The 13,322-nt window shown below is 40.9% G+C and carries 12 protein-coding genes and 1 pseudogene; all 13 read right to left on the minus strand.

The annotated features are described in order from the left end of the window. Positions 1-23: 23 nt before the first annotated feature. The 13 genes and pseudogenes from HWV54_RS02820 to HWV54_RS02860 all read right to left on the minus strand — a co-directional run bounded on the left by HWV54_RS02820 (position 24) and on the right by HWV54_RS02860 (position 13,278). Positions 24-1,142, minus strand: a complete 1,119-nt coding sequence (locus HWV54_RS02820) for a N4-gp56 family major capsid protein (RefSeq protein WP_005866929.1) — start codon at positions 1,140-1,142, stop codon at positions 24-26. Positions 1,143-1,362: 220 nt separating this feature from the next. Continuing rightward, positions 1,363-2,160 carry a hypothetical protein gene (locus HWV54_RS02825; RefSeq protein WP_005866927.1) on the minus strand — a complete coding sequence of 266 codons (798 nt, stop codon included), beginning with the start codon at positions 2,158-2,160 and terminating at the stop codon, positions 1,363-1,365. A 56-nt stretch (positions 2,161-2,216) separates the two neighbouring features. Beyond that, positions 2,217-4,088 carry a portal protein gene (locus HWV54_RS02830; protein WP_005866925.1) on the minus strand — a complete coding sequence of 624 codons (1,872 nt, stop codon included), beginning with the start codon at positions 4,086-4,088 and terminating at the stop codon, positions 2,217-2,219. Beyond that, complete coding sequence (locus HWV54_RS02835) at positions 4,088-5,413, minus strand: PBSX family phage terminase large subunit (protein ID WP_005866923.1); 1,326 nt, start codon at positions 5,411-5,413, stop codon at positions 4,088-4,090. The genes HWV54_RS02830 and HWV54_RS02835 overlap by 1 nt, the downstream gene beginning before the upstream one ends. Before the next feature lie 413 nt (positions 5,414-5,826). Beyond that, the gene (locus tag HWV54_RS02840; RefSeq protein WP_005866921.1) at positions 5,827-6,162 is read right to left on the minus strand and encodes a hypothetical protein; all 336 of its coding nucleotides are present in this window, start codon (positions 6,160-6,162) and stop codon (positions 5,827-5,829) included. A gap of 714 nt (positions 6,163-6,876) precedes the next feature. Continuing rightward, positions 6,877-9,456 (minus strand): ATP-dependent chaperone ClpB, encoded by a 2,580-nt coding sequence (gene clpB, locus HWV54_RS02845; RefSeq protein ID WP_005866916.1) that lies wholly within the window; start codon positions 9,454-9,456, stop codon positions 6,877-6,879. A gap of 31 nt (positions 9,457-9,487) precedes the next feature. Further along, positions 9,488-9,631 (minus strand): hypothetical protein, encoded by a 144-nt coding sequence (locus HWV54_RS02850; protein WP_156785836.1) that lies wholly within the window; start codon positions 9,629-9,631, stop codon positions 9,488-9,490. 1,811 nt (positions 9,632-11,442) lie between these two features. Then, positions 11,443-11,565 (minus strand): hypothetical protein, encoded by a 123-nt coding sequence (locus HWV54_RS07165; RefSeq protein ID WP_281357551.1) that lies wholly within the window; start codon positions 11,563-11,565, stop codon positions 11,443-11,445. A 69-nt stretch (positions 11,566-11,634) separates the two neighbouring features. Further along, positions 11,635-11,757 (minus strand): hypothetical protein, encoded by a 123-nt coding sequence (locus HWV54_RS07170; protein WP_281357552.1) that lies wholly within the window; start codon positions 11,755-11,757, stop codon positions 11,635-11,637. A 69-nt stretch (positions 11,758-11,826) separates the two neighbouring features. Beyond that, positions 11,827-11,949 (minus strand): hypothetical protein, encoded by a 123-nt coding sequence (locus HWV54_RS07175; RefSeq protein ID WP_281357553.1) that lies wholly within the window; start codon positions 11,947-11,949, stop codon positions 11,827-11,829. Positions 11,950-12,018: 69 nt separating this feature from the next. Continuing rightward, positions 12,019-12,141 carry a hypothetical protein gene (locus HWV54_RS07180; protein WP_281357553.1) on the minus strand — a complete coding sequence of 41 codons (123 nt, stop codon included), beginning with the start codon at positions 12,139-12,141 and terminating at the stop codon, positions 12,019-12,021. A 127-nt stretch (positions 12,142-12,268) separates the two neighbouring features. Next, positions 12,269-12,445, minus strand: a pseudogene (gene yacG / locus HWV54_RS02855) (DNA gyrase inhibitor YacG); the annotation flags it as partial. A gap of 143 nt (positions 12,446-12,588) precedes the next feature. Further along, positions 12,589-13,278 (minus strand): Maf family nucleotide pyrophosphatase, encoded by a 690-nt coding sequence (locus HWV54_RS02860; RefSeq protein WP_005866909.1) that lies wholly within the window; start codon positions 13,276-13,278, stop codon positions 12,589-12,591. Positions 13,279-13,322: the final 44 nt, after the last annotated feature.

Here is a 13,322-nt window from a genome sequence, read left to right on the forward strand (position 1 = left end):
GGGAAAAAACATTTAAATAGCCTTTAAGCAGGTGCTCCATAAGTTGGAATGACAATAGTACCAAAATCCTGCACCCCTTGTGTACTACCTGGCAATGTGAAGCAAGTTTTTTTCATACCGATAATGGTTTTTGCAGCAACACCGAACTCTCGTTCATAATCGAATAGCTCTTCAACCAATTTATAGCGTGTAGCACCACGGTCTTTTCCAAAAGCAATGACAGCACTTTGTGCTCCCAAAAGAACAGCACGACGCACATTCGGCACAGCTTTATTTGTTGAACCCGACTCAACACCTTCAGTAACATGTTCAGCCTCCCGCAAAACGACGCCATTATACATACCAAGCGACCCATCATAAAGCGGATTCTTAAGACGGCTTCCACTATAGATTGCCTTAGTAATGTCGAGCCACTGTCCTGCATCTGTATTGGTACGCAGTTGTGTCACCTGAGTTGGATGCAAATAAAGTACATAGACATTTTCACCTTCAACGCGTACTGGTCTAATTTTTGGATTTGCCAGCTTAGCCCGTTCAACAGCTTTATCAATCAAGTTGAGATCAAAAACATCGTCTTCTTTCAAATCTTCATCTTTTATTTTCCCATTAGGGCGCACAACACGTTTATCAGTTGGTGCAGTTGGCACATTAAAACCGTAATGGACAGGTTTAAGAGTAATCGTGCGTCCTTCAAAATTAATAGCTTTTGCAGTATACCCGCAAACTTGTATGAAGAACATCATACTGAGACGATCAGCATACCAATCAACCAAACCATTTTTGGCTTCGGTACGCAAATCGTGCAAAATACGTTGCTGATCAATAGTGCCTTCATTTTTGACACGCACTGCATGAACAAGTTCATTAATTGCCAAACGATCATTGAGAAATTGGAGGGCTTCTTCATTGCCTTCAAGCGCCTGTCCTTCACTCACCCCATCACCAAGCAGCTGTACGCGCAAGTTAAAACTAATTGCATCACCACTTGCTTTAGTCGTTTCATCTTTTAATTGTACAATACTGTTGGAATCTTTCCCTATCAATGGTGCAATAGGAATTGCTTTTGAAACTTCCTGGTTCAATAGTTTAGACCAAGTGCGCACTGCCATTGGGTCATTAAGTCCGATATAAGTTACAGTCATTTTATCCTCTAAAAGTTTATTGACATAAAAAAACCGGCAAAGTGCCGGTTATTAACACTCCACATTTCTGATTTTCAGATGGTGGATCAGTTGTTGCGTATTGTGTATAATCCTTGTTGATAATCTTTTCCTCCCCCTTTGAGAAATTTCCTCACTGCATAGTTGTTCAAGAACCCCAACGCATTCGCTTTGAAAATTCCCTCACAACGCATTTTCCTTCTTAGGATTCTCCCCCACCCATTAAGCGGTTAAAAGCAGCTTTGTTTTTAGGATCAGTAACCCAAATGCTAAATTCTGTTTCCGACATTTTGTCGAGCATATCCAAAGAAATGGGACCACTTGGATTCAAACCGTTATAAGCAGCAAGTGTGCGTGCAGAATTGTGCCGTTCTTGCAAATTTTCGCTATTGTTATTCGGGACATTTGTGTAACCAATTTTTTGTGCAATAGTATAAATCACTTCGGCAGGGTTTTGATTTTTCTTCGCACAATCCCGTACGATTTGCTTTAATTCATTACCAATCACAGCATCAATGACATTTGGATCCGCCATTTCAGGATAGAGTGCAGCATAAGCAGCCAACTGGTTAGCCCGCGTATCATAAATAAAATCTGCGGCTTGATCAAAATCATGATGCTTTTGTTTAACACTCACAACGGATTGTTGATAAAAATCATGTAACTGTTCTGCTTCAGAGACAGTGGAAGGTGACTGTTCAGAGAGCAATGCCCCTTGTTTGTAGAGCGCTTTTCCCAACCATTGTATATAACCCATGAAGTCTTTTTGCGGATCTGGCGGGGTCTCTCTTTCTGCTTCTCCTTGAACATCTTGTAACGTTATACCTTCTTGCAATGATCGCTGTTGTTTCTGTATGTCTTGATGCCCTTGCACATTTTCTTCAAGAGTTTTTACTTTTTCTCCTTCTCCAATTTCAGTATCTCCCCTCTGTTCAGTTCCTGAAAGGAAACCCTGCTTTAATTGGTTATGTTCATCTGGTGTTAAATGTTCTTGATCCATATGTTAGCCTTCTCTTTATTCAGATGATAAGATGATGTTTTTTCAAATAAAACAGCTTATTTTGATGCATTTGCCTTCTGCAAAATAATTTGCATCAACTGCTCCACTCCTGCATTACCATTAAGCTCTCCTCTAGTCTCAACACTACCGTGTAATGGAGCACTTTCACCACCGTGCAATGGAACACTTTGATCCTCTAAGCTCTGCTTTTGTGCTTTGATAGCAATTTTGTGGATCAATGATGCCGGCAAAGGAGAATAACGCAAAAGATCGAGCATAATATCTGGCGTTGCGAAATTTTGCATCAAAGGAAGTAATTGCATAATCATCGCAAATGTCCGCTCTTTTTCATTGAGACTTGTTGGAGCATCATCGACCACAATATCGTATTCTAAACTTGTGATCATTTCGCGCGTTAGCGGTACATATTGGGCGTTTTCGTCACCAGCAATACGCACCAATCGCCCATCGGAAAGATAGTTTTGAATAAGATAGAGAATAATTTTTCCCTGTCGTTGCCGATAACGACGCAAACCATCAAAGAAAGAAGCCAACAAATTGAGTGATGATTGGCGGCGTTGTTCTTCAAGGATTCCTGGTTGGTTCACCGCACGTGTTCCAATAAATTCGGAAGATAAACCAGTCACTTGTTCAATAGCGCTTTTTGCTTCATTAAACAACTGAAAAAAGCCTTGGGGGAATTGTGCTACGGGTTTAGGCTGGATTCTTCCACCAGAAACAGCACCACTTTTCAGCCAAGTAATACTATCGGCCCTCGCCCAACTTTCCACGGCCTGGCGATCATCATCGAAAGCATCCCGTTCAGCCATAATTCCGCCTTTTGACTGACTATTGAGCAAATGCATAACTTGACTAAAATATTTATTTGCCCAACGTTGCGGATCTTTTGTTGGTTTCACAATACCATAAAATTGCCGACTTAACTTATCAAAAGTTCCTGTAATACATTCCCATCCCAATTGATTTGGTGGTACCAAAGGCTTATCAGGTGCTTCAAGCAATTTTCGACCTAAAAAAGCACGTTTGACAATTTTTCTTGTCAATCTTGTCGCTTGAAGATTAGGAGATTCTTTGCACAAATTTTGGAAATCCTGCTCCGAATAATCAATAAACTTTCCGCTTAAAGGATCGAGAACTTTATAAATCACCTCACGTTCGAACCAGCGGCATTCAGCCAATGTGACCATTTTAGGACGTTGAAAGCTGCTCACCTCCTCAATATCTTCACAATAGCCCTGCGTACCAGCAGCGCTTGTTTGGTGTAAAAAAGTCTGATGTTTGACCCAGTCGGCATTAAGATCGCTCCAATGGACATGGGGAAACATTTCCTGCGCAACCGTCAAGGGTTTTTCATCAATATACCATACACGCTGTGCATCAATTAGATTTGGTTTAACAGCACTTGCATCCCAAACCATTTTCATAGGATCTAATCGTGCAATCACAGGTTTTCCTTGCGGGTCTTCTTCATAATCAAGTCTGGTATCTGTCCAACCCATTCCGCAAATTATAGCATCTTGAAACGCATCAGAATCTTCGTACTCTCCATCAGCTTCATCACGAAACCATTCTGCGGCTCCGGTAAGGATCTGGTTAGCAAAAGCTGCACCTTCTTGACGTGGAATAAATTGTACTTGTCGTTTATTATTGCGCTCTGTGCCAATCACCGCATTAATCAAAGGCGCAATACGGTTAAAAGTCATGACCGGTCTATTTTGTTCGCGCAACACAGCAAGATCTTGTTCATTCCATTGCCGTCCATTATAAAAATCGTAATCTTCTTGGGCATTTTTTCGCCATTGCTCGACATGCACAATATCATCGTGGTACCAGCTAACAAGTTTTTTAAAGAGAGCTTGGTGTTCAAGCGTCTCAATGGGATCAAAAGAGTCTGCAGAAGTATTCATTAAAAAGCCATCCATGAAGTTTGAGAATGGTGAAAAGAACGATAAGTATTTTTTTTCGGCCGCATGTTTGGCTGTTCATAAGCCACACACATAAGCCCGAAACTATCAGCGCCATGGCTTGCCCAATCATGTTCAGCGCCTAATCCGATATTACGCTGTTCATCACGTTTTTCGTGATACCAAGCGAGCGCTTTTCGTCCAGCATGTGTTGTTTCACGGTTAAACCATATAGCAGGAAACAATCGCCTTACAGCTTCAATGCGCATTTTTACGGCCCCTACTCCTTGATTAGGAATAATTTTAGTTTGGAATCCAGCTTGTTGGAGAGCACTTTCAAAACTCACATTATAGACACGATCTTTTGTTGCACCATCATGTGGCAAAACCATCAAAGCCTTGTCATAGCCCCGCTGAAACACCCAGCCAACATGCTCTGAGAGAGGCTGTCCTTGGGCTTCATAATAATCAAGAACCCGAATTTCACGTCCAACGAACTGTGCTACCCACAAAGCGGTTGCATCAGCTTTTGCTCCAGTTCCACCGATATCCCAAAAAATTCTGATCTGCATCAACGGATCACGCGGAACAGTGGTAATACGCCCTTCCTGCTCTGCTTCAAGAAGCGCTTTTTGGTAATAAGCGCCTTCAACAGCTTGGAGATATTCACCTTCCCAAATATGGTTATACTGTTCAGGTCGTTGTTCTAAATCCGCTTTGCGATCTCGATTGAGTTTTTCGGGAAATTGAGGATTATCACGCCAATTGATTTCAACACCTTTGATATAAGGATTATTTACATTTCGGAAACGTTTTTCTACAGGCGCATTTTCACGGCAAGGATTCCATGTCACCCACAATTCGGCATTCCAATCTTTTCCTTCTTCACGCAAAGTTGGAATAAGCGTTTGCCAAGCAGTCTCAGTAACAGGTTCGGCCTCATCAACCCAGCAGAGAAAAACGCGCCCCATTGATTTAATACTTGCAATATTACGATCAAGCCCAGCAAAAACATAAACGATACGTCCATCTTTTGACTTGATATATTTATCACCGACTTCATAATAGTCCTGTAGAAAAGGATAAGCCTCAATAGCCCGTTTAATTTCTTCCAACGAACTTTCATTGAGCGAATTTTGAAATTGTCGTGCACAGAGAATAATACCCCGTTCTCCAGCCTTTCCATGCCGATATCCGATTACAGCAGACATCAAGGCAAAAGAACGTGTTTTTCCTGATCCCCGCCCTCCCCAAGCAGCACGTACATCAGCCTTTCCAGTAAAAATAGGAATAAGTTTTGGAATAAGAGCAATTTGTGTAGTTATCATGAAGCCTCAAACACGATCATTTTTAAAAATCACGATCTCCAGATATCACACCTCCAAGCCCCCCGCGTCAAAGACCACAATTCCCAAGCTTTTCCCTAAGAAGAAATGCTCCTTAAGCTCCACATTCCAGAAGACACCCCCCTCTTCAGACTTCACAATCATCAGGTCTCATATCCCTTCAGACTGCATATCCTTTAAAATCACTGACACAATTTCAACAAGTGAGGTTATTTTAACATCGCCTTTTCCTGCTACCCCAATAACCTACAAAGCCAGAATCTTTGCAAATCAATCGTTCCCCAAAAACAGGGATAAATTTTTAAAATAAGAGCGATTGTTATTAATTCTCAAAGCACTACAATTCCTAAAAACAAGATACTCTAAGGAACACATCTCCTAAGAGAAAGCGCTCCTCAAGCACCACAATCATCAGGTTTTGTAGCCCCAACAGACTTCACATTCTTTGAAACTATCGGCACAATTTCAACACGTGAAATTGTTTGAACTGGGTCTCTTCCCTCTCCAGCCACTTGCAGAGGTAAAACTTTTGCAAGAAGCGAAAAAAAAGGCACAGGATTATTGAGTGCATGATATTGAAGATAAGACACCAACCCATCTTCACCATAGTGATATCCAGCTTGTTCAGCTGCTGTAAGAAGGGCTTCATTAAACTGCCTTGTTGTTTTATTCAACGCACCTTTTGGCCGTCCTCTTCGACGTAAGGGAAGACAACGTTCTTCTGCCATCATCATGTTCCTTCAAGGAAAAAGACACTGATCCCATGACATGAAAAATGGCATAAAAATCAGCACTGCAATTTCAAGAACAATCTACACCCTTGTTCAGAAATTTCTCTTATTCAATTATACGACAAAATCCACTCGATTGACGATACAATAAATTTGACCGATGATTAAGTCTGAGGACCAGAATTTAACGGAAAATCCAAACTCACTCTAGAGCGAAGCAGACAGTACACATTATAGTTATTCTGCATAGTTATTCTGCATAGTTATTCTGCATAGTTATTCTGCATAGTTATTCTGCATAGTTATTCTGCATAGTTATTCTGCATAGTTATTCTGCATAGTTATTCTGCATAGTTATTCTGCATAGTTATTCTGCATAGTTATTCTGCATAGTTATTCTGCATAGTTATTCTGCATAGTTATTCTGCATAGTTATTCTGCATAGTTATTCTGCATAGTTATTCTGCATCTGTATTCCAGAGTTCCTCCACCCGCTCTTAGATACTCTACTTAGATACTCTACTTAGTGGCCCCCTTCAGCAAAAGGTCTCATCCACTTTTCTATTTGAGTAAAAAATACAAAAACCCTATTGTACGAAATAGTATCAGTTTAGATTTACCTTGTCAACTTTTTTATATTTACATTGAAATTTTTTGTTTACTTCATAGACATCTTCTCATTCATTGTCATATTTTCATTTCAGAGGCAGATTTTTAATTTCCAGACAAAAAAGTCAATTGATCTTTTTCTTTAGCCACTGTTACAGTTGATTCATCATGAATTTTTCCAAACAAGATATTTTCTGCTAGCGGATCTTGAATTTCTTTTTGGATAATACGTTTGAGAGGACGCGCACCATAGAGAGGATCATAGCCTTTATTTGCGAGAAATTGTCGGACTTCTGGTTTAATTTGCAAAGTTATTTTGCGTTCATCGAGCAAATGTTGCAAATGTTGCATCTGAATATCAACAATAGCTTCCATATCCCTGCGTTGCAATCTTTGAAAGAGAATAATCTCATCAATACGGTTAAGAAATTCAGGCCGGAAAGCTGCTTTTACAACCTTCATGACATCGTCTTTTGCTTGATCAGTTGTTTGTCCCTCAGGTAAGGCAGTTAAAAATTCAGCCCCAAGATTTGATGTCATAATCAACAAAGTGTTGCGAAAATCGACAGTACGTCCTTGGCTATCAGTCAAGCGCCCTTCATCAAGAACTTGCAACAAGAGATTAAAAATATCGGGATGAGCTTTTTCAATTTCATCGAACAAAATGACCTGATAAGGTCTACGCCGCACTGCTTCGGTAAGCACCCCACCTTCTTCATATCCAACATATCCAGGTGGAGCACCAATCAGGCGTGCACCAGCGTGCTTTTCCATATATTCAGACATATCGATGCGTAACATTGCATTAGGATCTTGAAAAAGAAAAGCGGCGAGCGCTTTGGTTAATTCGGTTTTTCCCACACCGGTAGGACCAAGAAACATAAAGGAACCGATAGGCCGATTTGGATCTTGCAGTCCAGCACGGGCACGCCGCACAGCGCGGGAAACAGCTTGAACAGCTTCGCCTTGCCCAACCACACGGGTACTAATTTCGTCTTCCATACGCAAGAGTGCCTCTCGTTCTGCCTCGAGCATACGATCAACAGGAATTCCGGTCCAGCGTGAAACAATTCGGGCAACATGTTCAGCCGTGACAGTTTCTTCGACGAGATGATTTTGTTGATCATCATTTTCAGCTATGCTCAATTGTTTTTCAAGTTGAGGAATAACACTATAAGCGAGTTCTCCAGCTTTTTGGAATTGTCCATCACGCTGTGCAATAGCCAAAGCATTGCGAGCCTCTTCAAGCTGTTTTTTCAAATCGGCAGCATGCCCTAACTTTTGTTTTTCGGCCTGCCAAGCAGTTGTCATTTCAGCAGATTGTTGTTCCAAGATATTGAGTTCATCTTGCACAATTTGCAAACGTTCTTTTGCGGTTGGCTCCACATCTGTTTTCAAAGCTTCGCGTTCGATTTTTAACTGCAAGATACGCCGGTCCAGTGCATCGAGTTCTTCAGGCTTTGAATCGACCTGCATACGCAACCGTGCAGCCGCTTCATCTATGAGATCAATAGCTTTATCAGGCAAGAAACGATCAGTAATATAACGATTAGACAGGCGAGCTGCAGCGATTAAAGCACTGTCAGCCAAACGCACTTTATGATGTTGTTCATATTTTTCTTTAATGCCACGCAAGATAGAGATTGTATCCTCAAGAGATGGTTCAGGCACAAAGACAGGTTGGAAGCGGCGGGCAAGAGCGGCATCTTTTTCGACATATTTGCGATATTCATCAAGTGTTGTCGCCCCCACACAATGGAGTTCTCCGCGAGCAAGAGCAGGTTTTAGCAGGTTAGAAGCATCCATAGGACCATCGGTTTTTCCAGCACCGACAAGATTATGTAATTCATCAATAAACAAAATGATTTGCCCATTTTCAGCTTGCACCTCAGCAAGGACAGCTTTAAGACGTTCCTCAAATTCTCCGCGATATTTTGCTCCAGCGATAAGTGCTCCCATATCCAGTGCGTAAAGCTGTTTATCGCGCAAAGTTTCAGGGACATCACCATTAATAATGCGCAGAGCTAACCCTTCAACGATTGCGGTTTTCCCAACACCCGGTTCACCAATGAGTACAGGATTATTTTTGGTACGCCGTGAAAGCACCTGAATAGTGCGACGAATTTCTTCCTCACGTCCAATGACAGGATCGAGCTTTCCTTCGCGCGCATCTTTTGTGAGATCTCGAGCATATTTTTGCAAAGCATCATATTGGCTTTCGGCATGAGGGCTTGTTGCTGTTTTTCCTTTACGTAACGTATCAATAGCTTGATTGAGCGCTTGCGGAGTCAAACCTGCTTTTGTTAAAATATCGGCTGTTTTTGCCGATTTTTCCATAATAAGCGCTTGTAGCACACGCTCTACGGTAACAAATTGATCACCGGCTTTTTTTGCTAAATCTTCGGCCATAGTGAATACTTTTGCTAACGGCTGGGAAAGATAGAGTTGTCCATTTCCACCTTGTACTTTTGGCAAAGCATCAAGTGCTTCTTTGAGCGCCTTTTGAATAAGAGAGAGATCACCCCCAGCTTTTTGAATCAGAGATGCGGCCAATCCTTGAGAGTCATCTAGCAATACTTTGAGAAAATGCTCTGGCATAAATTGCTGATGATCAGAAGAGAGAGCATTATTTTGTGCTGTTTGTAAAAAGCCTTGCAGTCGTTCGCTATATTTTTCCAGGTTCATTTTTCTTCCTTTCTTGCACCACCGCTGCACTTTAACTCCCCAAAGCACTCGCAAGTATAAGCCTGCCCCCAAGAAACACCACGAACGAGACAGCATGTAAAATAGCCGTAGTACTAAACCAAATATGGGTTCTCATAAGCCCTATAGCAAGAGGGGTAAGAAGATGCGCGGTCATTTTTCAACAAAACCGCAGTTTTCTTATAAAACTCCTCCACCGAAATCCCACCACCAAAGTGTCATCACCAAAGTCTCACCACCAAAGTCTCACCACCAAAGTCTCACCACCAAAGTCTCACCACCAAAGTGCCACCACCAAAGTCTCACCACCAAAGTCTCACCACCAAAGTGCCACCACCAAAGTCTCACCACCAAAGTCTCACCACCAAAGTGTCATCACCAAAGTCTCACCACCAAAGTGCCACCACCAAAGTGCCACCACCAAAGTCTCACCACCAAAGTCTCACCACCAAAGTGTCATCACCAAAGTCTCACCACCAAAGTGTCATCACCAAAGTCTCACCACCAAAGTGTCATCACCAAAGTGCCATCACCAAAGTGCCATCATTAAGATTCTGTATTTGCGTACAAACACAGCTTTTGCTTTAAATAAAGCAGTATTTTACAACATGTAATAATAATAAAAATCAAAAGTACTTCTTATATTATTTCTTTAAAAATCTTTGAATATATACTTATTAACGTATTCACATCAGCTTTATAAAATCAAAGAAGGTTAAATAATTGCAACGTAAAAAAGATGCTTAATATTTTTATTCCTTATAACAAGCAAACCAAGCTATATCGTTTTTGCCGATAAAAGTTGTTACGATGCAACATACATGACCTAATAACGCTATATTCGATCCATTCTCTTTCTCCCAGGAAATATTACGATGGTAGACTTGGTTCCATCTATTTCTGAAAAAACCAACTTCAGTTCCAAAACGAAAAAAGTAGACATATCGATTTATTCAACAGAAGCGCTAACACTGTTAATACTTCCATTACGAAGACAACAGGATAGAAAAGTGATAAATGTAAGCATTTTACCCATGAAAACTAAGAGGGTGATGTGAAATTGAATTTCTGTAAAGATTGGTCGTCAATACCAACGAGATATTTCCAAAAACGGAAATTTGGTTATAGAAACAATAATCAGCCTAATAGCTGGTAAAAAAACAACAGTTAATGCTACAGAAACTCCAGGCATATCTAGAAAACTCCATAAATCTTCAAGTTTTGTTGAAGACTATTCTCATTGGAAAAGGCATCTTTTTTCTTATTATGTATTGAGTCTGCAATTCGACCTTTTTAACCCAATGGCCAATAACAAATATTAAGTGCTACTAAATACTTCAGTTCAGAAAAAGTATAAAAAATCTTATATCGACCAAATACTATGTAAACTCAATTCTTACATGAATAGGATAAGCGACCTTGAAGGGCTTAGCATCTCCGACTGCACTGAAAGAGGCCATTTTTAATGGAAAAGATCTATCTGTACAAACTGTTTTAAATGCATTGAAAAAGAAAAACTCATTTGTCATTCGTTTGCAAAATGGTTCTTGGAAGCCAACCATCTCTTTCACGTCTTCCTGATCGACTTAAGTAAACAAACGAACTATTCTCATTTCTTCACTTCACATCAACAACAACACACGGCATAACACCACGCACTAGAAGATTATGTCTATATCTAATGGAACAACTTGGAAAATTATGAAAACAAATTAACTTTTCCCTTCTTAAGGTTACAAAATCCCTCACGCCAATTTAGAAAGAGATTAGATAAGAGATAGTTTTTTGTCTTCTCACTATTGTTTTTCTCACTTTTCCGTGCTGCTTTTTTATTCTGGATAAAACCACGCTTTAACGTTGAAAAAGCCTTTGTTCTTTAAGATGCCCAGCTTTTCACCTCAAACACCCACTTTATACTCGAGCTAAATACGCAATCCTCTTCCAAAATCCCGCATTCTCTCACCGGCTTCAAACATTCGCCCTTGCCTTAAATCCAATAATCAGCTCTCTCGGCAACTCAAACGCCTGGTCTTTTGTTTGTTTCCAAAAGCTATCTCCCTCAACGCCCCCAATATTCCCGTGCCAGCTCATCAAACACCCACTTTATACTCGAGCTAAATACGCAATCCTCTTCCAAAATCCCACATTCTCTCACTGGCTTCAAACATTTACCCTTGCCTTAAATCCAATAATCAGCTCTCTCAGCAACTCAAACGCCTGGTCTTTTGTTTGTTTCCAAAAGCTATCTCCCTCAACGCCCCCAATATTCCCGTGCCAGCTCATCAAACACCCACTTTATACTCGAGCTAAATACGCAATCCTCTTCCAAAATCCCGCATTCTCCCATCGGCTTCAAACATTTACCCTTGCCTTAAATCCAATAATCAGCTCTCTCGGCAACTCAAACGCCTGGTCTTTTGTTTGTTTCCAAAAGCTATCTCCCTCAACGCCCCCAATATTCCCGTGCCAGCTCATCAAACACCCACTTTATACTCGAGCTAAATACGCAATCCTCTTCCAAAATCCCGCATTCTCCCATCGGCTTCAAACATTTACCCTTGCCTTAAATCCAATAATCAGCTCTCTCGGCAACTCAAACGCCTGGTCTTTTGTTTGTTTCCAAAAGCTATCTCCCTCAACGCCCCCAATATTCCCGTGCCAGCTCATCAAACACCCACTTTATACTCGAGCTAAATACGCAATCCTCTTCCAAAATCCCACATTCTCTCACCGGCTTCAAACATTCGCCCTTGCCAAAACCCCATTTTAATGCTCTTAAACATCTTATCACTCTCTATTCTTCTTCATCACTTATTTGCGGTGGTGGTGGTAAAATATAGGCACCAGAAAGCCATCGGTTCAAATCAATAGCCCGACACCGTGTTGAACAGAAAGGATAAGTATTTTGTTGTGCCATCTGGCCACAAATCGGACAAGGGTGCGGAGGACGAATTGGAGATGTCTCTGTTTGCATTTAATCTGACTCTCTTAACTATTTAACGCGTCTTAGTGTTTATAGGCAGTTCTTTTTTAATTTTTTTGCTATTTCCTTTTTATTGCTTTTTTATTGCTTTTTACACTATTCCATTCGTTTTTTCTGTTACATGAATATCTCTAATAGCTCTCTCCAGTCCAATGAGAAAGAAGTGGATAGTTATAAGCTGTCAGAAGATCCATTGTTTCAGCCAAAGGCAATCCCACCACATTGGAATAAGAACCAGAAATATGGACCACAAAAGCACCAGCTTTTCCCTGAATAGCGTAGCCACCAGCTTTTCCTTCCCATTCTCCAGAAGCAAGATAAGCATTCATCAATGTAGTAGTCAACCGTCTAAAACGGACACGGCTTTCGACCAATTTCACAGTTACTTTTCTGCATTCATTCAGCGCACAAATAGCACCATACACTTTGTGGGAACGTCCAGAAAGGAAACGCAAACATTCATAAGCCTCGTCTTCGCCCTCTGGTTTAGGAAGAATGGTACGTCCAACAGCAACCACAGTATCAGCAGCCAAGATAATATTCTGCCCTGATATGTCTTGGCCATTTTGACTGTGCCATAGCAAAGTCTCTTGTGCTTTAAACGCTTTTTCCTTTGCCAAGCGTTTTGCAAGATTTGCAGGATGTTCTCTTACTTTTGGTGTTTCATCGATATTGGTTGCAAAAACCTTATGCGGATCAAGACCAATCTGCGCTAAAAGCGCTAAACGACGCGGTGAAGCGGAAGCGAGCACCAAATGGATTTCTCCAGAATTTTTTTTCGCATGCTCTTTTCTCAAGAAGGCTTTCTTTAATTTTCTCATTTTACCCCCTCAGAATGATTTTAAATCACCACTTAATTCACTTA

The sequence above is a fragment of the Bartonella alsatica genome (genome assembly GCF_013388295.1).
In the GTDB taxonomy this organism is placed as follows: domain Bacteria; phylum Pseudomonadota; class Alphaproteobacteria; order Rhizobiales; family Rhizobiaceae; genus Bartonella; species Bartonella alsatica.